Source organism: Pseudoalteromonas sp. AWM4_233 (assembly GCF_056158285.1).
On the sequence record NZ_JBSWSZ010000001.1, the window covers coordinates 808,556 to 830,508 of the forward strand.

A 21,953-nucleotide genomic window follows, 5' to 3' on the forward strand; every position below is an offset into this window, starting at 1 on the left:
TATAAGTTTTACAAGTTTTCCTCAATACAATACCAATTCTATTAATGAGTCCCTCAAAATGATTAAGTATTAATAAGGATTGGTATCAAGGCAGTCTATCGCACTAGGCTGCCTTTTTTCTTGCTTGGCATTATCTGATAGTGGGTTGTCACTTTTCGCTAGTGTGTGGCGCGTTATGATTGCCTAAACTAACCCTATCAACAAAGCACATAGATTTGGTAGGAGAAATAAAATGGCAAATATGCATAACACGGCACTAATTACAGGGGCTTCTAGTGGTATTGGATTGGAGCTAGCAAAGCTTCACGCTGAAAAAGGCGGTGATCTTGTTTTAGTGGCACGATCGGCTGATAAACTTGAACAACTGGCCGAACAATTACGCAATGAACATAAAGTGCAGGTTACAGTCTTACCAACGGATTTGTCTGAGCAAAATGCGGCAGAGCATGTTTTCAACCAAACTCAGCAGTTAGGCATTGAGGTTGATATACTGATTAATAATGCTGGTTTTGGCGGTCATGGTAAATTTGCAGAACGTGCATTGCATGCTGATCAAGCAATGATGCAAGTGAATATGAATGCATTGGTAGAACTTACTCACTATTTCACTCAAGGTATGATCCGCCGAAAGCAAGGTAAAATCTTGAATGTGTCGTCTACAGCTTCATTTATTCCAGGTCCGTTGCAAGCGATATATTATGCAACTAAAGCATTCGTGACATCTTTCTCACAGGCGATTTCGCAAGAGTTAGCTGAGCATAACATTACAGTGACAGCACTTTGCCCTGGACCTGTGGCGACTGAATTTGCATCGACAGGTGATTTAAATGGTGTTGAAGTATTTAATAACGCAAGATCGGCACGTTCAGTTGCTGAATGTGGCTATAATGCGATGCATCGCGGCGACTTACTGGCTTTTAATGAGGCTGGATTGAAGTTTTTATTAAATTGGGTGATCCCGTTTTTACCTCGAAAATTGGTATTAAAGTTATCTCGTCAATCCATGGAAAAAACAGCATAAAGAGGCTTGTATGAAGCGGGCAAAGCAATTTACTATTTCTCCTACTTGGCAAGTTTTATTCAAAGACATGCAGCTCGAACCGAGCATGGTGTTGGCTTTGGCTAAATTGCCCGCGGATCTATTTACCCGCCCAAATGCAACCTTGTCCGTTGAAGGGTATTTTAGTCTATGGCACGGTATTGAGCTGGCGGTAGGAGAGAGAAGTCTGCCGTTATTACTGGCTGAACATTTATCGGTTGAAGCTTTTGATGCGCCTCTTTTTGCAGCGGTTTGCAGCCCTAATCTGAATACTGCTCTAAAGCGTTTACAGCAGTACAAGCCTCTCATTGGCCCAATGATGATGGATATTAAAGAGACAGCAAAATGGACTGAATTGACGGTAAGTTGTTATGGCTATCCAAGTTCATTACCTAAAAGCGTCGGTTTATTAGAATTGGTATTTTTTACTCAACTTGCACGCTTGACAACTCGCCACTTCATAGAGCCTTTGTTTGTTCAATTGCCTGAGTTACCTGAGAACTTAGCTGAATACCAAGCTTACTTTGGGTGTCAGTTAACTCATGGCCCATCAGTGCAAATACATTTTAGTCATGAGGATACAAATAGACCCTTTTTAACTGCTAATGCGCCGATGTGGGCATTTTTTGCTGATGAGCTGCAACAAAAATTAAATGAGTTAGATGCGACAGCGACTATGGCTGAACGAGTCACCGCAGTATTGTTAGAGGCATTACCAGCAGGGCACAGTGCAATTGAATATGTTGCTGAAAAGCTAGCCATGAGCAAACGCACACTGCAACGTAAATTAAGCGCTGAGAAAAGTAATTTTAATGACCTTTTACAATCAATTCGAGCAGAGTTGGCGAGCCATTACCTACACGAATCTAAATTATCTTTAGGCGAAATAGCTTTTTTATTGGGGTATCAAGAGACTAACTCATTTATCAGAGCGTTTACCCAGTGGTTTGGTCAACCACCGGGTAGTTATAGGCAAGGTTAAACTCTAATTTAGAACTATTGAGTACCTTTAACAAGTGGAATGCCATTTGTGCCAACAGGAATATAAACGGTTGAATGATTTGGTGATTCAGCCATTTTTAACTGTGCGTTTATAGCTTCTAATTGTAGGTAATTAGGCGTTAAAGTTGCGTTAATTATTTTTTGTGCTTCAGCAATACCTTTTGCTTCTTCAATTCTAATTTCAGCATCTTTTTGCGCTATTGCTTTTTGGGTTTCTTTCTCGGCCAATAACTGTTGTGCTGCTAACTTTTTCTCAACGGCATTGGCAACAATCTCAGGGTAATTAATATTGCCAATAACTACTTGTTTCACGTCAAATGGGGTGTTATCCAAATATGCTTTTAATTTAGATGTCACTCGTTGCGCTATTTGTTCGCGTTTAGCCTTAAGCTCTCTGCTGTCGTATTGTTGCACAGCATCGCGTACAAAAGTTCTGAAAGTTTCTTTGACATACCTTTCATACCAATTGTCACTTCCAAAACTTTCTACAACATCTTTAACTGCGCCTGATTTTATTGAAATAACAACATGAAAGTCGAAGCTAATATTAAGGTCATCATTTGTCAAAATATTAAAGCGTTCAGTGTATGTATTTGGCCTCATATCGACATTCAGTACTTTATTTCTCAGCAAAGAAAAGCCGTAGTTACTGGGTCCAATCAAGCTGCCTTGATATCCGCCAGAACCAAAAAATCTTGGTTGCTCGTATACATAACCTTCATGGCCCGCGGGTGTACTTGGATTTGTACACGAGGTTGCGGCAAACAATAGAAAAACTCCTAAAGCTATAATAGAGCCAATGGTACTACCTACTTTTGACTTTTTTTGCATCATGCGTGTGTTTCCTTTTTTTAAACTAGGTAGATATGTTAAATAATTGATTCTATTAAAACAAATCTATTCTTTATACATTTGTATTACAAGTTCGTCGTCATTCTAAAAGTTTATATTTGATATAACTATCTTTTGAGGTTTCATTGAGTTCCATGAAGCCGGCAAAGGTGCCGCGCATCGTCATTTCTGCATTTATAGGTAGTACTTGCCCCGACACTTCGGTAAAGGTTAAAACCATCTTAAATTTTTCTATGTTTGTCATGGCCATAGGGCTGAACTCAGCTAAATTCGTGATGGTAATTTGCTTAAGTAATTGATTTTTTGGCGAGACGACTAATGTGCCTTTTAGCTTACCAATGGCGTCATCACCGAGTTTTGGGATATTGACATCAAAACTTGCCGTGAGTGCCTCGTTTGCTGAATCGAGTAATTGTAATGAATCTAAAGTAATGAGCTGCTCAAGTTTAATGCTGAAGGTTTCCTTGTCTTTATTTCGTTGTTTTATAAAAACGCGTTTTTGTTTGTCGGTCGCAGGCTTTTTATCTTTCGTGAGCAGTTGCCACTTTTGACCTTCGGGAAGTGCACCATTAAATGCAGCTGTATAGTCTGTGATTTCTCCTTCTTCGTTCTCAAAGCTGTGTAGCTCAAACGCCCACTTTTTTTTGTCGACGTCTTTAATTCTCTGGATCGCATTCTGAACGACAGACTTTAAGTGTGACGCTTCAAATTGTGCTGCATTGGTTTGATTGCTTAAAAATAACAACCAAATAAGTAGTAAAAGTTGAAAGATAGTTCGCATGGTTTTGCTCCTTAATTTTACTTGATGGTCGCAGGTCAGGTGTGAAATCAATGTGAAAGCAAAATAAGACTAAACTTAATGGCAGTGTAAGACGTAAAAATAAGTGATGAATGCAATAAGGTCGGCATATGAAGAATAATTTAGAGTCAAAGCATATTTTGCGTGTATATGAGCATATTCAACAACATGGTGAGCCATACGAACAAGGCAAGCATTTAGAGGGGATCACGGCATTCTCTGATATTGATGGTTACACCATATACTTGCAGGGTAACGGGGTGTTGCTCCGTTTTGGGTTTCATAACAAATACGACCTTGAATACGAGCACAGTAAATTAAAAGAAGAATTTTTGAAAAAGCTAGATGTGATTGCTAAGCAGTTTCAGTAAAACTAAAAAAGGAACATTAAATTGATGAAACATTTTTTACTCATATTTGTATTAGTTCTATTAACTGGGTGTGCAGCCCAATACCCAAACCAAGATGTCACAGGAAAAGCTTTTCCTAGTGTTTCAGGTGGAAACCTAGAAAAGGAGCGTATTAACCTACCTGATTTTGTTAAAGGTGAAGTTGCGCTATTTTTAGTTGGTTATAAGCAAGACAGTCAGTTCGACATTGACCGCTGGTTGATTGGTCTGGATATGAAAGATGCTGATATTAAAGCGTATGAGTTACCAACCATTGCTGGCATGTTCCCGAGAATGTTTAGCACACAAATCGATGAGGGCATGCGTCGTGGAATTCCTAAAGAGCTATGGGGTGGGGTGATCACCATTTATGAAGACGGTGAAAAAATCCAAGCGTTTACAGGTAATGAAAACCCGAATAACGCCAGAGTGATGCTACTCGATAAAAACGGCAAAATTATCTACTTCTATGACAGAGGGTTTTCTGTTTCGGCATTGAATGAAGTGCTAGCACTGGCTAAAGGACAGTAAAAAGAAGTGAAAAAATAGCAGCCTGAACTTTACTAAATGTTCAGGCTGATTATAGATATGATTAATGTAATTTCATCTTAGGGCGCACAATGCGCAGTAACTTTTCTGATAACCACAAAGCCGTGGTTTTAATTGGGCCGTGAATGGCGTTTTGATGCATACGATAAAGCGATAAATACATCACTCTCGCTAGATTACCTTCGATAAACATGGTGTTGTTTGTCAGGTTACCCATTAAGCTTCCTACTGCACTGAAGCGAGAAAGGTTCACCAGTGAACCGTGATCTTTATAAACAAAAGGTTTTGGCGCTTTGCCTGTGAATTTGGCTAAAATATTGTGCGCGACATTACTTGCCATCTGGTGTGCAGCTTGAGCGCGAGGTGGTACGAAAGTGCCATCTTCTTGCTCACAGGCACAAGCATCACCCAATACATGGATATGTGAAGTGCCTTTCGCTTGTAAATATTCGTCTACTTTAATTTGATTGCTGCGAGTGAATTCAAAGCAATCGAGGTTTTTAATAAAGTCAGCCACTTTTACGCCCGCCACCCAAAGCATTAAATCAGCTTGGATCAAGGTATTGTCATCGGTGATAAAGCCCTCAGAAGTTGCTTTACTCACTTTAGTGCCTTCTAAGATATTTACACCTAAATGACGCAACTCGTCTCGCGCAGAGTTACTTATTCTGCTGGGTAGGGCGGGTAGTATAGTTGGCCCGGCTTCGATTAAATGAATGGTGAGCTTGGTGCTGGTAAACGCACTCATACCATAGTGCTTTAGAAGTTGAGCGACATGAACAAGTTCGGCGCTGAGTTCAACACCGGTTGCCCCACCACCAACAATGGCGATTGAAAGACAGTTTTGTTCTTCAGGTAATTGGCTAGCAGCTTGGTGTACACGTGTAAAGCAGTTAAGGAGCGCATGTTGAAAGCGCTCGGCTTGCTGGTGAGAGTCTAAGAAATAGCAATGTTTACTAACACCAGGCGTATTAAAGTCATTACTGACACTACCAATGGCGATGATTAACTCATCATAATGAACGGTGCGTTGTGGCAAGATCAATTCACCGTCTGAATCGTATTGCTCTTTTAGGTATATCGCTTGTTTTTCTGCGTCTAAGTTAATGAATTCACCGAGAATAAACTGAAATCCATGCCTAGCTGCATGAGCAGAGTAAACGACACCGTCTAGGCTAGTGTCGAGCGAGCCTGTCGCCACTTCATGTAGGAGCGGCTTCCAAATATGGGTACGGTTTTTATCGATTAAAGTAATATTTGCGCGACGAGACTTCCCAAGTTTGTTCCCTAATTTACTTGCCAGTTCTAGGCCGCCAGCGCCGCCGCCGATGATGACAATATTGGGATGCGTGTTAATCATAGTTGTGCCCTTTAAAAAGTTATAAAGAGCTGAGCACAATCCTTTGTAAATATCAGATTTACTTACATGGTGTTCAGGTCGTTATAACCTTGCACAACTTGAGGTTATTGTACGCCTAACTGGCTGCTAGCAATATGGAAAAAGTATTTCTAAATGTTTCAAATTGGGTATGAAAAAGGCTGCAAAAGCAGCCCTTTAATTTTGTAAATTATTAAGCCAAATTTGGCAAGTAACGCTCATCGGGTAAATAGGTTTGCTCTAAAGCCGTAGATGAAGCACTACCCTCAGTTAGAGAGAAAAACTCGACCGTTTGGTTCATCATTTGCGCTTGCTCAGCCATAGCTTCACCAGCGGCGGCCGCTTCTTCAACCAATGCTGCATTTTGCTGGGTCATCTGATCCATCTGAGTAATCGCAGTATTAATCTGCATAATGCTTTCTGATTGATGCCTTGCTGATTGGGCAATCTCTGCCATCATGACGCGTACCTTGCTGGTGGCTTCAACGATTTCACTTAAGGTATCGCCAGAGCGGTTTACTAGGTCGGTGCCTTCTTCCACTTTAGATTGACTGTCTCTGATCAGGTCTTTGATTTCTTTTGCTGCATTTGATGAGCGCTGGGCTAGGTTACGTACTTCACCGGCAACCACAGCAAATCCTCGACCTTGTTCACCTGCACGGGCAGCCTCTACTGCCGCATTCAAGGCAAGTAAGTTAGTTTGGAATGCAATATCATCAATTACACTGATAATCTCAGTGATCTGTTTGCTCGACTGATTGATTTCGCGCATTGCGCTTACAGCCAATTTCACGACCTCACCGCCATGACTGGCTTTATCTTCAGCCGTCATTGAAAGGGCATTCGCATCTTCGGCTTTTTCAGAGCTTTGACGGACAATCTCGGTAACTTCATCCATACTTGCTGAGGTTTCCTCTAGGCTACTGGCTTGCTCTTCAGTACGCTGGCTTAAATCTGCATTACCTTGAGCGATTTCATTCGCTCCTTGTGAAATACTGCCAGAGGCATGGGTGATGTTTTCAATGACTTCGGTCAGTTTATCAGCTGTGCTATTGGTATCTTGTTTTAGTTGACCAAAAGAGCCCTCGTAATCGTTGGTAATTCGTTTACTCAAATCGCCCTGAGCCAATGCACTCAGCACTTTTGTGACGTCATCGAGTGCAATTTCCACGGTAGACACTAGATCATTTAAACCTGTACTGAGTTTTTCAAAGAAGCCTGTTTTACCTTGTAATGATAGCTTCTGACTTAAGTCACCTTGTGCGGCAGATTGCACCAAGTTGTCTATTTCTTTTTCAATATTTACTTCTGCGGTTCTGTCGGTCCACTCGAGTACAGTACCAATACGTTCGTTATTTACGAAAATAGGGTTAGAAGTCACAGAGAAGACGCGTTCACCAATGTATTCAGTACTGTTGTGAGCATGAGACAAGTTATTAAACAAAACACGTTGTTGTTCAGGTTCTAAATAGAATTGATCAACAGGGAAGCCAATTAGGTTGCTGGCATCGAACTGGCCTATGTGGGCTTGAATATCGCGCTCAGCACTTTCTATGGTGCTTTTAAGCGCTTGGTTTGCATAAATGATATTAAGGTTTTTGTCTGCAATCATGACATTGCCCGAGACGCTATCAAGGGCATATCTCACTCTGGCATTTTCGGCAGCGATACGTGTCTTTTCACGTTCTTGAGCTAACCAGTCTGTTCTATCTTGCCACTCTAATACAGTACCAACACGTTCACCCTCTACACTGACCGGGCTCACGATTACAGTGAAGGTTCTACCAGAAATCACAAACTCAGTTTCAATGCTTGCTGTTTGAGTTTTGAATTCTTCTACTTTATTGCTGAAATGCTCAAAAAATGCATCAACTTGATTACCAATAATGGCTTCTTGATTAAAGTGTGGAATGGCTTGTTTAATATCTTGGCTGGCAACTGTAAACATGTGATGAATGGCGTTATTCATGTAAATTACATTTAGGTCTTTATCTGCAATCATCACCTGACCAGAAGAGCCATCTAAAGCATATTTTACCCGTGCGTTTTCAGAGGCTATACGTGCTTTCTCTTGTGCTGCGGCAAGCTCTTCGGTTCTATCTTGCCACTCGAATACCGTACCAACGCGTTGCGCTTCAACAATGACTGGGCTTGCAACTAATTTAAAAGTTCTGCCTGCAATAACAAATTGCTCTTCAAGGCTGGTGGTTAGGCTGTCAATCTGTGCGAGGTGTTGCTCAAAGTAAGGCATTAAACCATTGATTTGCGCATTTAAAATATGATGAGCACTAAAGTTAGGCAACTCAGCCTGTAGCTGTGTTTCAACCCCTTCAAACATGTGTTGAATTGAACGATTTAGATAAATGACTTGATGATCAGTATTGGTGATCATGACATTAGAATTGGCGTTATCTAATGCACTTTTAATACGGGCATTAACCCTTGCCACGCGACGCTCTTGCTCTTCTTTTTCACGGATGAGTTTTAAGCTTTCTCGCATTTCTAACATAGATTTGAAGACGCCTTGCGGTGCTCGTTCATCATATTCTTGGTCTAAGTTACCTTCAGATATGGCGGTTGCAATATTGTCTAGCTCACTTGGATCTTTACCAAGTTGTTTCATCACCATTCTAAGTAAGAAAAATATAATAGCTGCACTAATTACAAGCGCTGTCATAAACATAATAAAAATTTGTGATACGGCCTGTTCGTTAGCAGATTTTAATTGAGGGCCAAGAATATCTTGGTCTGATTTAACCGACGTGCTTAAATCTCTGACTAAAGCAGCAAAACGCGGACCTATGACATCTAATACATTGGTTACTTTGTCATTTCTATCAACAATAAGGTTTTGAACTTGATTAAAGGCGTTTGTGTAATCAAGGAACATGCTATTGATGTTGTTTAGCCTAGCTTGATTTTCTGTACTCAAACTAAAAGTGCTCATATTAATGAGTTGGTCTTCGAAGCTAGAGAACTCTTGATTGACTCGTTCAGACGCTGATAGTTGATTACTTTCTAGGTATTTAACAACATATAAGCGGCCAAGCAATAAGTTGCGCATTGCTTCACCTGCAACATAAGCCAATTGCGTATTATTTGATTGGGCGGCACTTTGCATGACTTGCGTTAGCTCACGTTCCATTCTAGGACCAATAACATCTAATTGGTTTAACACCAACTCATTGCGCTCAACCCGATACGCTTTAATAACTTCGAACGTCGCATTGTATTGCTCAATTTCTTGAATGAGTTTAGTCACCATCTGTGCTCGTTCGGGCTTATTAATTTCTTGTTTGGCGTCGAGAATGAGCTTATCAACTTGCTCAAAGTACTGGTTGTATTCGCGAAGGTCTTTCTCACTACCTGTGAGAAGAAAGTCTTTTACATTCATGCGCACCATTAACATGTTCGATTGTAAGGTGCTCGCAAGGTTAGAGTCTCTTGCTAGCTCTCGATAGCTTTTGAATCCTTCATCTGCTGATGTCAATGCCAAATACGCGGTCAATCCGATTGCCGCAAGAATACACAATATTAAAGTAAAGGCAGAAATGAGTTTTGCTTTGAGTGTGCTGAAAATGCCAAAAGAGGGGGTTGCTGTGTCCATGCTTAGCTTCCTAAAATGTACCAATAAAAGATGCAATACTAAGTGATAGCCTAGTATTTATACAAAATCAAAGTGTAAAACTTTCTTTATATAACCAAAATACATAGATTGTTCCGGTTTTGGAAATGAACTATTTCAATAATGTGGCGATTATATTTAATATTTCTTAAACCTGTCCTGCTTTAATTTTTAAATTCCTTCCTGTTAACAGTATCTAAATCAAAAATATTTATTATTTTTTAAAAATGTAACTGTCCCCTTTATTGCAATATATGTCTTGTTTTGTAAGCTTTTTAAGCGTTTTATTTGGTGGTTTTTTTAAGTGGCTAAATTTATAAATTTATAAGGTGTTGATTTAATTTGTTTTGTTTGTTTTTTGTTGTGATTTATTTGTGTGCATTTTCTGCAATAATAATATTTTAATTAAGTGTTTGCTTGTTTTTTGTGGTCTTGACTGTGCATATTTATATGCATATTTTTATGCTTGTTAACAGGTTTGTATCGCTTCTGTTAATCCTTCTCTTCCTCAGGGGTGGGTGTATGCGTTTTATAAAAACTATAAGTTAAGATGGATGAAATAATGCAAAATAATAAAGTAGCTAAAGCAGTAAAATATGCGATCGCTTGCTCAGTGATCTCTACAGGACTGTCTACCGGTGTTGCTATCGCAAATGAAGACACTGAAGGTAAAGATGTTGAAAGAATTGAAGTAACAGGCTCTCGTATTCAACGAGCTGAGTTTGAATCGGCAAGTCCAGTTGCAAGTTTCGATGCAGAGGATATTGCTAAATCAGGTGTGACAAGTGTTGATGAATTCTTAAAGTTCATTCCTGCGACATCTGGTTTCCAACTTGGTGCGACAACTAACAATGGTAACGATGGTGCAAAGAAAATTGACCTTCGTGGTATGGGCTTTAACCGTACTCTTATTCTTATCAATGGTAAGCGTTCAATCGGCGACGTAAACTCTGACGGCGCAGTAGATTTAAACCAAGTGCCTATGTCAATGGTTAAGCGTATTGACGTTTTAAAAGATGGCGCTTCAACTATCTATGGTACTGATGCTATTGCAGGTGTTGTAAATATTATTCTGCAAGATGATTTCGAAGGTTTACGCGTTTCGGGCAGTGCTGGTGCAGGTACATCTGAATGGGATGCAAAGCAAAAAACCTTCTCTGTCTTAATGGGTACAGCCAGTGATAAAGGCTCAATCACTGTTGCATTAGAATACAACTCTCAAGAAGAATTAAAACAAGAAGCGCGTGATTGGGCACATGATGCGCTTTACCCTGAAGCTATTCGAGATGATGCAGGAAATGTGACCGGCTTTAAAGCAGTAGCAAGTGGTAGTTCGAACTCAAGAACAATTCGCTTAACCGGTGACCAAAGAGCTGCAATCGTAGCAGCAGGAGGTCCAGATGCGGCAAGCTGGATTGTTGATGCTGGTACAGGTGAGATCAGGCCATTTAAAGCTTCAACAGATGTCTATAACTATGCACCGGTCAATGCGTTAATCACCCCAAATGACCGTTTTCAAATTGCCTTAAATGGTAAATACGAAGTGGCTGATGGCACCAATGCGTATGTTGACGCATTTTATACGCAACGTGAATCTCTGCAACGTCTAGCGCCTGATGCTTCATTTGGTCGTGGACAATTACAGTATGTGTGGGATAACCCGAATAACCCATTTGGTGCTGCAGATCGTAACCCTTGGGGTGTAGACTTCTCAGCATCTGACTTAACTGAAGCGCAAACAGATCCTATGAAAGGTATTCATATTAACCGCCGTTTTACAGAGTCTGGTGGTCGTATCTTTACCCAAAAAGCGCATACCTACAGAATTTTAGCGGGTCTTGAAGGTGAGATCGGTGATGGTATGTTCTACGATGTGTCTTTCACTCATGGTTATAATGAGCAACTTGATAATACCAAAAACTATCACCGTTTTGATCGTTGGCAGAATATAACTAATGCAGCATCATGTACTGGAACTTGTGCTGATGCTGGTGTTTTAGACCCGTTTGCTGATTTTGGTGCTATCACGCCTGAGCAAATGGCATACCTAAGTGCGAATTCACTGAAAGATTTCAGCTATGGTGAGCTTCGTCACATCATCGCGACTTTATCTGGTGAAATTGAAACAGATTTTGGTGGTGGTTTTATAGGCTGGGCTGCAGGCTTTGAAAACCGCAAAGAAAAAGGCGAATCAATTCCAGATGAATTCTCATCAGAAGGTTTAACAACCAGTGGTGCGAGTGATCCTCAACTAGGTAGTTTTACAGCTGACGAAATTTATCTTGAGACTTTCATCCCTGTTGCTGATTCACTATCGATTGAAGCAGCAATCCGTTATTCTGACTATGAGAATAATAAAGGCGCAACTTTCGATTCAACAAACTTTAAGGTGTCAGTTGATTGGCGTCCACTAGATTCACTTAAAGTACGTGGTGGTATTTCAACAGGCTTTAGAGCACCAAATATTTCTGAGATGAACCAAAATCAGTCTACTGGTTTCCCAACAGTTGACTTTATTTGTGAGTTTGAAGATATCCGTAATGATATCACCGATCAACAAAGAACTAATTGTAAAGCAGATGCTGATACAGGTGAGCTAGGTTTTGCATGGCAACCAGCTTATACAACAGAAGCACCAGAGAAAAGCCTGATCCCTGAAGAATCTGTTACCACAAACATAGGCTTTGTATACACAGTGCCAATGGACGATAACTTAGTATTCAGTGTTGATTATTGGAGAATCAGTATTGAAGACTTAATTGGCTCTACGCCATATCAGTTACTGTTCAATAGTTGTATGGATTCAAAAGATTACTCAGCGTCTTCATGTTCGGCTTTCCCTAAAGATGATAACGGTAGAGCGATGCCAATCGCATCTTTTGGTCTTCCTAATGATGCAACGTTTGCATTCGGTAACGTTGGTGAGCTAGACACGTCTGGTATCGACTTTGAATTAGACTACTCGACAGAAGCTGACTTAGGTTTCACTGATCGCATTGGTGTACGTGTAAGTGGTACGTATAACATCGAGCGTGTTGAAACATGGGTAGAGTTAGGCCTTGAGCGTGACATGGTAGGTAATGCTTACCCGTTCGAAATCTACCCAGAGCTTAAGTTCACAACCTCGTTCATCTTTGGTGGTGATAACTGGGATGCGAACTATGACCTTCGCTATATCAGTGAAACGACTGATGCTTTACGTCCAGGTTCGATTACTGATGATAATATCGCAGATGCGGTACTTTATCACGACGTAAGCGCAAGCTATAGCATGGATAATGCTCGCTTTAGTGTGGGTATTAGTAACTTGTTAGATAAAGATGCACCGCGTTATCACAGTGGCTTTAACGCAAATACGGCACCAGGTACATACGACACAATCGGTCGTCGTCTATTTGCAAGCTTCAAGCTTGATTTCTAATCAGACCTAGTCTGACTAGAGCATCAAATGGGCTTCCCTGGCCCACTTTATTTTAGCGCCCAATTTGGGCGCTTTTTTGTGTTAACAAACTTACCTTTACTCACTCTTATTTTGTTATATATTACTGATGTAAATATTAAAATATAAACACCAAGACCACTAGCTTATGAAACCTAAACTCTTATTGTATCCAAATATTCAGGTTGAAAATGTATTTGCAAAAGAAACGGAAGTCTTAGGTCAATTGCAAAGAGGGGAGTTAAATGAAGCTTTGATTTTGTGGCAACCAGATAAGCCAACATTGGTTTTGCCGTCAGGTAATAAATGGCAAAGCTCAGAGGGGCTGCATCTACAGCTTATGCAAATGGGGTGGCAGCTGTTTAGTCGCAAAACAGGTGGCGCACCTGTACCACAAGTACCTGGAGTGATTAATGTTTCTCATATGTATGTGTGGGATGAGCAAACACCTTATTCGATACCAAGAGCCTATCAAGATTTTTGTGACAAACTATCTCGATTTTTTGCCCTATATAACGTGAAAGTAGATGTGCATGCCACTGAGTTTTCTTATTGTGATGGAGACTACAATCTTAATACCGCAGGCAAAAAAGTGGTGGGAACAGCGCAGCGAGTGGTACTTAAAAATGGTGGTGGTAAGGTGGTACTTGCTCAGGCTTGTATCTTAATCGATACGGACATTAGCACCATCATAAACCCAGTAAACACCTGCTACGAATACCATCAACAAGCTGAACGTATACGTTCAGAGGTTCATACCTGTTTAGTTCAACATACGAAGCAACAAGACTCTGTTGAAGGTTACTTTCAAAGTTTAATAAAGGCCTTTTCATAGCTATTATCATTTTTTGGTAATTCACTCAAATTGCTGACGAAATGGGATGTCATTGAAGTGCATATAAATACATATGCCTCTACCTTCAATACTTTGTAATTCAATATGGCCACATAGGCGCTGGGTGACTAAGTTATACACTATGCTTAGGCCTAGGCCAGTTCCGCCTTCACCTCGTTTTGTCGTCACGAAGGGTTCAAACACCTTTTCAAGTAGCTCTTCTTTTATACCTGCACCGTCATCGCTAAACCTGAAGTGGATAGCGCCGCTAACAAATTTGCACGAAATTTCAATGTTGAGCTTTTTATGTGCAACTTGACCATGGCGTAGGCTGTTTACGATAAAAATAGTAAATATTTGCCCAAAAGCCCCAAGATAGCTTTTTATGATCATCCCTTTTGGAATATCGAGAGAGATACATGCATCATGTTTATCAATTTCGTGTCTTAAGCTGATGACAAGATTGTCTAAAAACTCATGTATATCAAACTCGACGAGCTCATCATATTCTTGATGTGAGGCAACTTGCTTAAAACTGCTTATGAGCTCTGCAGAGCGAGTTAAATTGCTTTCTATTAAATTAAGCGAGTCATCAAATTCTTGTAGCAAAACTTGTAGATTTGCTTTAGATATCTTGCCTTGTTTGAAGTCATCTTTAAGCTTGCTTACCTTCTCCCTAAGGAAAGATTCACTGGTTATTGCTACGCCTAATGGTGTGTTTAATTCGTGTGCAAAACCTTTTACAAGACCGCCTAAGCTGGCCATTTTTGCGTCTTCGATAAGCCTATTTTGGGCTAGTGAGAGTCTCTCGATAAGTGTTTCAATATGGCTTAATAATATGCCTAGATCATCGCTAAATTGAGATAGCTCGTCATTACCACCAAGTTCTAATCGCTCACTAAAATCATCACTGTTAGACAGTTTTCTGATAAATGTGGTGACAGCAATCAGTGAAAAAGTCACTCTGCGGTTAATCACAAATGAAACGGAAAGACTGATAATGGTGGTTGCTAAAATAAGTAAAAAAATCTTTCTAAGGTAATTTTGCGACGTTGCAGCTTGTTGCTCATTGAGGTGCTGGTATAGCGTATCAAAACGTTCCCCCAGCTCTACTGACAGAGCGTTATTTTTACCTTTTAATCCTTGCGAAGCGTGCTGCCCCTGGGTTTCTAAATGATAAATATATTGATTAAAACCTTGAATATATTCATTGAGCCTTAAATTTAAATCAGCGCTTTTTTCGGGGTAACGGGTATTAATTAACTGCTGTGTCTGTGCAATCAGTTGAGTGTGTAGTTTGAGATATTTAGGGTCCCAACGAAGTAGATAATCTTTTTCTCTGCGTCTCAGTTCTAAAATTAGAATTTCAAACTCGGCATTTTCTAACTTTCCAGTAATGGCCTGTAGCTCATGGACAGCATGACGAAAAAAACCTCTTAATCCTCTGTCTTCATTGAACCCTAAACGCCTTTGAAGTTTGATTTGTTCAAGTAAGTTTTTTTCAAACTCACCAACCCCCACCTGAATTTGGTTAAGTAGTAGTAGGGCAGTGCTGTCATCTTCAATGTGCTGTTTGAGTGACATTGTGGCTAATGCATAATCGTTTTTATGTTTTTTTAAGTCGCTTTCAATGTCTTTCGAGCGATACAGGCTAAATGCGGGTTGTAGGTAAAGAAAGCGGGTGAATGCATTTTTATATTGGAGAAGGTGTTGATCTATTTGTTTATTAAGCTGTGACTGTTGATACAAAAAAAGCCCACCAACGAGGGTCACAATTAGACTGATGATAATACTAGCTTGGGAAATGATAAATCCGGTCTTTAACTTCATAGTACCCTTAAAGAGATTTCCACAGTATTTAATGGCAGTTAGATATGCTTTAAGTGTAGAACATGGCAGTAAATGTGTGAAAAACTCAACAGTGTACGACGCACTTTTATTATTCGACTAAGATTTCGAAGCGAGTTTATGAAAAGCCTATATTAGTTTCATAACATCGTAGAAGCTATAAAAAATCTAAAGTGATTGTATTTAAAGGTTAAATAACGAGAGAAAATTTTTTAGAAAAATAATAAGACTAAAAACAGTTTGCTCACTATTGTTTGCTCAACAACAAAACAGGTGTAAACGGAGCACACAATGGTTAAAAAGATCCTTTCAATAGTCGTTGCTTTGAGTTGTACTCAAGCATTCGCAAAACCCCAGTCAGTGACATATTTCGAACCCCCTACAGCCAGTATTCCTGCGGGTAGCTTTATGGCAAAAGACCATGACGGGGAAGATCGATATAAAGTGTCTATGCAGCCATTTCAAATGGCAAAGTATGAGCTCACGGTGGCAGAGTTTAGAAAATTCATTGAAGATACAGGTTATAAAGCACCAACAAATTGTATGCACGAAATTGGCCCAGGATGGTTTGGTGCGGGTGAACGAGATGGCTCGTGGGATAACAATTTTTTTAATCTTTCTGAATATCATCCAGTGGTATGTATTGGGACAAAGGGCGCGGAAGAGTATGCCAAATGGCTTTCTGATAAAACGGGTAAGCAGTATCGACTTATGTCAGAAGCGCAGTGGTTATATGTGATGCGTACCGGGGGGTATGACGAGTATATTTCTGAAAATGGTAAAAAGCGTCATCAAGTATGTGAAATAGCTAACTTAGCTGATCAACACGCAAATGCGATGACAGGCAAAGTGTATCAAGCCCCATATTCATCTGCTTATACCATTGAGGATTGTAACGACAAAGAAATACTTTCTTCTACCGTAGGCTTATATAAAGCGGATAAATATGGTGTGCATGACCTGCTTGGTAACATTCAAGAGGTGGTTGCTGATTGTTATGTTGATGGTAAACAACGATTCCCTCAAGGGGGAGGACCTGTTACCCAAGCTAACTGTACTTCACGTATTGCTAAAGGCAGTAGTTGGCATTGGGAGGTACCAGATCTAGACCGAAGAGGTGAAATGGCTGATGATTTTATCGCGGCAATAGAAGGTTTTCGTTTGGTACTTGATACAAACGGTAAAGCCTTACCTGCTCAGACCGGTAGTGATCAATTTGTGACCGGGTTAGCGAAAGCACAAAAGCAAGCCAAAATAGTGCATGCGCAAATAGCGGATTATCCAAGTAAAGTATCTAAGCTTTCTTTGAAAGACAAAGGCCGAGAAGTGGCTTTATCCTGGCAACATCAACAAGATATTACTGGTACAACTTATAAAGTGACTCGCTTAGATTTAGTCTCAAATAAAGAACAAGTGATTGCAGAAGGCGTCTCAGGACTAAAATATGTCGATACTAAGCCAAGCAAGAATAAAGCTCGTTATAAAGTGACGCCTCAGATTGGAGAGCGAGAGGGACTCGCTTCAAATACAGCGGATTCAAATGCCGTTTATACACATACCTTACCAGCTCGTATTCAAGCGGAAGCATTCAGTCAAGGTGCTGAAGTGAACGTTCGAAACTCTTCTCAAGAGCCAAAACACGATTTGGTGTTTGCGAATATGCGTAATACCAGCGCTGATTACCAAGTAAAGGTAACCAAAGCGGGTAAGTACACACTAGAACCAAGAGTATTTCACAGTGGCGACAAACAGACATTTTCAGTGTTATTAAATGGCAAGTTGTTGAAAGACATCACCACAACAGGTGAAAACGGTTGGCAAACGGCCAGAGCAGTGCCTGTGACTTTACCTAAAGGGACGCATATACTCACAATTCAACCTGTTGGCGAGCGAACACGTCTTTCAATTAATTGGTTAGATGTGAAAAAACTCTAGTTGAGAACACCTTATATTGAATTCGGCCCTGATTGTCGTACACTGAGCGGGGCCGTGTTTTCGACACTGACAAAATAAAAATACCAATCCGCAATAACACTTAATCATTTTGAGGGATTAAACCTGATGATAGCGGTGTTAAAGGTTTCTCATTTAGAATAACTAAATAAGAAATCTTTTCCTTGCTACCAACAAAGTTTCTTTGCCTCAAAATAGACCACTTAGTTAAGCGGGTTGCTATAAAAGCAAAGGTTGCGTGCAGTATGATCCAGTTTCTAGATTTTGAGTTTGATGAGAGTCAGTCTGTCTTATATAAAGCTGGAGAGGTTATTCCGCTCAATAGTACTCAATCTAATTTACTGGCCTTGTTTATTTCTAACCCTCAAAAAATATTCAGTAAAGAAGATATCCTCACAGCAATCTGGCATTCAAAGGTGGTGTCTGAACAAGTTGTTTTCCAGAATATCAGCCAATTGCGCGCAATTTTAGGCGAAGATGCAATCAAAACCTTTCCAAAAAAAGGCTATCAATGGCAGCTAGAGTTAATTGTAATTGATGCCTCATCAGAGAAACGGCAAACGCCTAATCATTCTCAAAGAGCAAATACCAGTCAGCAAGTAGAGCAAAAATTAGAAGAGAAAAAGTCACCCCTTGAAGGTATTGTCGAGCCAACAAGCTTAAAGAAAACATTCGACAGGCGTATTGTTATGGCCTGTTTGATGGTTGTTTTTCTGATTTCGGGTATAGCTTACTATCATGAAGAGCATGGCACTTTTCGCAGTAAACTCGGCCTACAAGTACAAGAACAAAATGCTAAAAGTGGGGCTCAAGCCGTTCACATTTACTTGCAGTTTATTCCTTTCACAGCCGATAGCCCGAGACACTTTGAAGATGAATTAGCAAGCCTACATGCTCAACTTGATTTTGCGCTTGAGAACAAAGCGCTAGATACCAGAGATTTCATAAACTCACCATTTATGCAGTATCAAAAATTAAGCGTTAATAACGCACTGGTATTTACGGGGATCTTAAAAAATAATGGCGACTCAGCCACGCGTAAGCAGGCACCTTATTTACTTGAGTTACTAGTACAAGGTCCTGAGCGTAGTTGGAGCAGTTACTTGTATGGTCGGTCTATGTCTGATCTTGCGACGCAGACCAATACACTTTTAAGTAAGATAGCCAAGAGTGATTACTTTATTTTGAAAAGTGAGTCATTACTTTCGGCTGAGCTCTCTTTAATGAATGATTCCATGGAGGAGTCATTGCATGCTTTACCATTGTTAGCACATCAACTTATTCAAGCGGATAAATTTGATTCTGCTAGCGGCTATATCGAACTCTTATTGGCCGAGAGTGAGTTAAAACATCCGCTTTATTATGCCTATGGTAAGTGGCTAAAGGGGCAGCTTTATCAAGGTAAGCGAGACCCAATTAGCGCACAAACATTCTATGAACAAGCTGAGCTATTACTCTCTGATGCGCATATTTATGACTTGCAGGCAGAAGTAAATAAATCGATGGCTGAACTTGCGCATTCAATTGCGCACACTAAAGAAGATTATGATGCGATACACCGTTATTTATACAAGGCTGCAAGCTTGGCAAGGCTGGGCAAAAAGCCGGTCGCTGAAATTCGCGCTTATACCTTGCTTTCTATCAAGGCCAGTAAATTTGGTATGAAAAAAGAACGCATGGATTATCTTATTCAAGCGAAAACCTTACTGGCTGAATACCAGTTAGATGGCTCTCATTATATGCTGCCTATGTATCACTTTGCTTTATTTGCCCAAACCGAGGAAGAACGCATTAAGTTTTACCATGAGGTGTTAGATAAGCCAGTGACACCGGAAAACTATTGGGTGTTTTTCTCTTCTGCAGATCAGTTATCAAAGCTATATTTAAAATTAGACAAACCTGAAGCAGCGCTTGAAGTGGTAGAAAAAATAACAGAGCCTGCGCGTTCTGCGTTATTACATGCGCAATATTATCGCGCACTGGATGATATCGATAATGCCATCACTTATGCTAAACGTTCATTCAATATTGGCCGTGGTCAGCATTTGAATTGGCTTAGCTTAAACAGTGCCTTATTACTGCTAGAGCTAAAGCAAAGCCAAGGCGAGAGTCATGAGTTAGCCGAATACCGAGAATTTATCGCCAATCACGCTTCATATTGGTGGTTAAATTGGCGAAAAGAGCGATTAGCTAAAGTAGGCATTGATGCCGAAGCACAAATGGCGGGTTTGTAGGTAAACAACCAGGAAAGTAATGTCATTAACCTCTAGGTATTTTTATCATAAAACAGGCGCCGCCCAACTGCTTAGCGGTTTCTATGGTGATTTGGCCACCTAGCCAACTGACAATTCGCTCGACCAATGCCAAGCCTACACCGTAGCCGCTAGTATCGTCATTAGCTTGTTTGACTAATCTTACAAAGGGTTTAAATACCTTTTCTTTGTCAGCATCAGGAATACCTTCGCCGTCATCGCTCACTGTGATGGTTGTGAAGTTCTTGTCTTGGGTGCTTTGAATTTCAATGTGTTGTCGAGCATGTTTTAAGGCATTATTGAGCAGGTTGCTCATTAACAAATTGAGATAGTGCTTATCTCCTTGGATAAAACATGGGCTTTGCTCCATGATTAATTGGCAGCGCGGATCATAAGCTTTTTCAAGTTGTTGCTTTAATACTAAATTTAAATCAACTTCAGTTTTAGCTGTGTTATCAAGCGTGTTTTGCAACCTGGCAAAGTGCAGTAGGGCATGAATAAGTGCTTCCATATCATCTAGATTTTGATTAATACGGGTTTCGAAGTTTGCTTTTTGCTCTGGGTTATCAGTTTCACAAAGTGTATCTAAGCCCATTCTCACACGCGCTAGGGGAGTTCTAAGTTCATGAGATAATCCGCCAGATAGCAATTTAATGTCTTGCATTAAACTGCCTAGTTTTTCGGCCATTTGATTAAATGCCATTTCAATATCTTTCAAATACCATAAAGAGCCGACCTTGAGTCGTTGACCTAACTGACCATTACCAATGGCGATGGCTGCAGTGCGTAACTTATATAAACGAAGTAAAAATGGTGCCAAAAATAGTAAGATTAAAACCAGCAGAGTGGAGTAAAAAATCAGTGTGAATAGCCAAGCTGTTTGTAGATCTTCAAGTTCAATATTGGTTTGAGTTACCAGCAATACTTGCTCTTTTGTGAGAATTGAATAGGCCGTTAAGCCTTCGTTTGATTCTAAAAATACCGCACCATCGCCTTGTATTTTTTCGAGTAAGCTGCTGGGCAGCGGGTAGTCTTTTAGCGATTGTAGCTTGTAACTAAACCCTTCATTTTTAGAGTTAAGTTCAAGCCACTGCTTGAACGCGTGTGCTTTCATCCCTGAATCGAATGCAGAGCGAATAAGCTTTACTTGCGCAAGTAAGCTTTGTTGCTCTTGGCTAAATTGATGTGCTTTATACTGTGTTTGATTTTGTTCAAGTAAGGTATTAAATACCTGACCCAGCATGATGTTACCTGCAAGCACCACCATGATCAGTGCAATTGCAAAGCGCCACATTATTGCCACACCTCAGCGGCAAGAAGGTAACCTTTGCCCCAAATCGTTTTTACTTTGTACGGTTCGCTGGCATCGTCAAAGAGTTTTCTTCTAAGTCTTGAAATGCGTAAATCGATAGTGCGGTCGAAACCATCGTATTCAAAGCCTCGAAGCTGTTGGCTAAGCGATTCTCGGCTGACGACTTGACCTGCTTGCTGGGCTAGAATCCACAACACATCAAATTCATTACTTGAGAGTTTAAGTGCTGTGCCATTGAGTGTGACTGCGCGAGTGGGCTTGCAGATCACTAAATTGCCTAAGGTAACGGTGTCTTGTTCAACAGGAGGTGTCGTTTTGGGTGTTGTTCGACGTAACAAAGATTTAATGCGGGTTTCGAGAAGTCGCCCTCGAACTGGCTTAGTGAGGTAGTCATCAGCCCCCATTTCAAGCCCTAAAATTTCATCAATTTCTTCATCGCGTGCGGTGAGCATTATAATGGGCACATCTGATTTTAATCGCAGTAATTTACACACTTCTAAGCCATCCATTGAGGGCAGCATACCATCTAAAATAATCAAATCAGGGGTTTTGACTGAGAGCGCTTGGTATGCGGTCAGGCCATCGTGATAGACCTCAACCGCATAATGTTTAGCGTTCAAATAGTCGCTGATCCACTCAGCCAGTTCTTTATCATCTTCAACAAGTGCGATTGAAATCATA

General features: G+C 40.4%; 15 protein-coding genes. 8 read left to right on the top strand and 7 right to left on the bottom strand.

Going from position 1 to position 21,953, the window contains the following annotated elements; translation table 11 throughout:
* Nucleotides 1-232 precede the first annotated feature (232 nt).
* Nucleotides 233-1,021: an SDR family NAD(P)-dependent oxidoreductase gene (locus ACXAC4_RS03525; protein ID WP_475159065.1), complete on the top strand. Its 789-nt coding sequence runs from the start codon at nucleotides 233-235 to the stop codon at nucleotides 1,019-1,021.
* Nucleotides 1,022-1,031: 10 nt separating this feature from the next.
* Nucleotides 1,032-2,021 (top strand): AraC family transcriptional regulator, encoded by a 990-nt coding sequence (locus ACXAC4_RS03530; RefSeq protein ID WP_475159068.1) that lies wholly within the window; start codon nucleotides 1,032-1,034, stop codon nucleotides 2,019-2,021.
* A 14-nt stretch (nucleotides 2,022-2,035) separates the two neighbouring features.
* Here ACXAC4_RS03530 and ACXAC4_RS03535 read toward each other — a convergent pair whose 3' ends face one another.
* Both ACXAC4_RS03535 and ACXAC4_RS03540 read right to left on the bottom strand, forming a co-directional pair.
* Nucleotides 2,036-2,875, bottom strand: a complete 840-nt coding sequence (locus ACXAC4_RS03535) for an SPFH domain-containing protein (protein ID WP_475159070.1) — start codon at nucleotides 2,873-2,875, stop codon at nucleotides 2,036-2,038.
* A 97-nt stretch (nucleotides 2,876-2,972) separates the two neighbouring features.
* Nucleotides 2,973-3,674, bottom strand: a complete 702-nt coding sequence (locus tag ACXAC4_RS03540; RefSeq protein WP_475159071.1) for a hypothetical protein — start codon at nucleotides 3,672-3,674, stop codon at nucleotides 2,973-2,975.
* 128 nt (nucleotides 3,675-3,802) lie between these two features.
* On the opposite strand from ACXAC4_RS03540, the gene ACXAC4_RS03545 reads away from it, so the two are divergent.
* Nucleotides 3,803-4,063 carry a DUF3081 domain-containing protein gene (locus tag ACXAC4_RS03545; RefSeq protein WP_058029052.1) on the top strand — a complete coding sequence of 87 codons (261 nt, stop codon included), beginning with the start codon at nucleotides 3,803-3,805 and terminating at the stop codon, nucleotides 4,061-4,063.
* Nucleotides 4,064-4,084: 21 nt separating this feature from the next.
* On the top strand, nucleotides 4,085-4,612 hold the full coding sequence (locus ACXAC4_RS03550; protein ID WP_475159073.1) for a hypothetical protein: 528 nt from the start codon (nucleotides 4,085-4,087) through the stop codon (nucleotides 4,610-4,612).
* Between the two features lie 61 nt (nucleotides 4,613-4,673).
* Here ACXAC4_RS03550 and ACXAC4_RS03555 read toward each other — a convergent pair whose 3' ends face one another.
* Nucleotides 4,674-5,990, bottom strand: coding sequence for an NAD(P)/FAD-dependent oxidoreductase (locus tag ACXAC4_RS03555; RefSeq protein WP_475159076.1), 1,317 nt, complete (start codon nucleotides 5,988-5,990; stop codon nucleotides 4,674-4,676).
* A 211-nt stretch (nucleotides 5,991-6,201) separates the two neighbouring features.
* Complete coding sequence (locus ACXAC4_RS03560) at nucleotides 6,202-9,615, bottom strand: methyl-accepting chemotaxis protein (RefSeq protein WP_475159077.1); 3,414 nt, start codon at nucleotides 9,613-9,615, stop codon at nucleotides 6,202-6,204.
* A 580-nt stretch (nucleotides 9,616-10,195) separates the two neighbouring features.
* Between ACXAC4_RS03560 and ACXAC4_RS03565 the strand changes: the two genes are divergently transcribed.
* Together ACXAC4_RS03565 and ACXAC4_RS03570 are read left to right on the top strand one after the other, a co-directional pair.
* Nucleotides 10,196-13,054 (top strand): TonB-dependent receptor plug domain-containing protein, encoded by a 2,859-nt coding sequence (locus tag ACXAC4_RS03565; RefSeq protein WP_475159078.1) that lies wholly within the window; start codon nucleotides 10,196-10,198, stop codon nucleotides 13,052-13,054.
* Nucleotides 13,055-13,220: 166 nt separating this feature from the next.
* A complete protein-coding gene (locus tag ACXAC4_RS03570) occupies nucleotides 13,221-13,907 on the top strand; it encodes a lipoate--protein ligase family protein (protein ID WP_475159081.1) in 687 nt (228 codons plus the stop codon).
* Between the two features lie 21 nt (nucleotides 13,908-13,928).
* Here ACXAC4_RS03570 and ACXAC4_RS03575 read toward each other — a convergent pair whose 3' ends face one another.
* Entirely contained in the window at nucleotides 13,929-15,737 is a 1,809-nt protein-coding gene (locus ACXAC4_RS03575) for a sensor histidine kinase (protein WP_475159082.1), read from the bottom strand.
* Nucleotides 15,738-16,046: 309 nt separating this feature from the next.
* On the opposite strand from ACXAC4_RS03575, the gene ACXAC4_RS03580 reads away from it, so the two are divergent.
* Both ACXAC4_RS03580 and ACXAC4_RS03585 read left to right on the top strand, forming a co-directional pair.
* Nucleotides 16,047-17,690, top strand: coding sequence for an SUMF1/EgtB/PvdO family nonheme iron enzyme (locus ACXAC4_RS03580; protein WP_475159085.1), 1,644 nt, complete (start codon nucleotides 16,047-16,049; stop codon nucleotides 17,688-17,690).
* A gap of 263 nt (nucleotides 17,691-17,953) precedes the next feature.
* Entirely contained in the window at nucleotides 17,954-19,942 is a 1,989-nt protein-coding gene (locus tag ACXAC4_RS03585; RefSeq protein WP_475159090.1) for a winged helix-turn-helix domain-containing protein, read from the top strand.
* A gap of 25 nt (nucleotides 19,943-19,967) precedes the next feature.
* On the opposite strand, the gene ACXAC4_RS03590 is transcribed toward ACXAC4_RS03585, so the two are convergent.
* On the bottom strand, nucleotides 19,968-21,254 hold the full coding sequence (locus ACXAC4_RS03590) for an ATP-binding protein (RefSeq protein WP_475159093.1): 1,287 nt from the start codon (nucleotides 21,252-21,254) through the stop codon (nucleotides 19,968-19,970).
* Nucleotides 21,254-21,952, bottom strand: coding sequence for a response regulator (locus tag ACXAC4_RS03595; RefSeq protein WP_475159094.1), 699 nt, complete (start codon nucleotides 21,950-21,952; stop codon nucleotides 21,254-21,256). Before ACXAC4_RS03595 ends, ACXAC4_RS03590 begins: the two co-directional genes overlap by 1 nt.
* Nucleotide 21,953 lies beyond the last annotated feature (1 nt).

Coding starts and splice junctions, on each gene's coding strand:
- ACXAC4_RS03570 (WP_475159081.1), top strand. CDS start 13,221: ATGAAACCTAAACTCTTATTGTATCCAAATATTCAGGTTGAAAATGTA.
- ACXAC4_RS03540 (WP_475159071.1), bottom strand. CDS start 3,674: ATGCGAACTATCTTTCAACTTTTACTACTTATTTGGTTGTTATTTTTA.
- ACXAC4_RS03545 (WP_058029052.1), top strand. CDS start 3,803: ATGAAGAATAATTTAGAGTCAAAGCATATTTTGCGTGTATATGAGCAT.
- ACXAC4_RS03530 (WP_475159068.1), top strand. CDS start 1,032: ATGAAGCGGGCAAAGCAATTTACTATTTCTCCTACTTGGCAAGTTTTA.
- ACXAC4_RS03555 (WP_475159076.1), bottom strand. CDS start 5,990: ATGATTAACACGCATCCCAATATTGTCATCATCGGCGGCGGCGCTGGC.
- ACXAC4_RS03595 (WP_475159094.1), bottom strand. CDS start 21,952: ATGATTTCAATCGCACTTGTTGAAGATGATAAAGAACTGGCTGAGTGG.
- ACXAC4_RS03565 (WP_475159078.1), top strand. CDS start 10,196: ATGCAAAATAATAAAGTAGCTAAAGCAGTAAAATATGCGATCGCTTGC.
- ACXAC4_RS03590 (WP_475159093.1), bottom strand. CDS start 21,254: ATGTGGCGCTTTGCAATTGCACTGATCATGGTGGTGCTTGCAGGTAAC.
- ACXAC4_RS03525 (WP_475159065.1), top strand. CDS start 233: ATGGCAAATATGCATAACACGGCACTAATTACAGGGGCTTCTAGTGGT.
- ACXAC4_RS03535 (WP_475159070.1), bottom strand. CDS start 2,875: ATGATGCAAAAAAAGTCAAAAGTAGGTAGTACCATTGGCTCTATTATA.
- ACXAC4_RS03580 (WP_475159085.1), top strand. CDS start 16,047: ATGGTTAAAAAGATCCTTTCAATAGTCGTTGCTTTGAGTTGTACTCAA.
- ACXAC4_RS03560 (WP_475159077.1), bottom strand. CDS start 9,615: ATGGACACAGCAACCCCCTCTTTTGGCATTTTCAGCACACTCAAAGCA.
- ACXAC4_RS03585 (WP_475159090.1), top strand. CDS start 17,954: ATGATCCAGTTTCTAGATTTTGAGTTTGATGAGAGTCAGTCTGTCTTA.
- ACXAC4_RS03575 (WP_475159082.1), bottom strand. CDS start 15,737: ATGAAGTTAAAGACCGGATTTATCATTTCCCAAGCTAGTATTATCATC.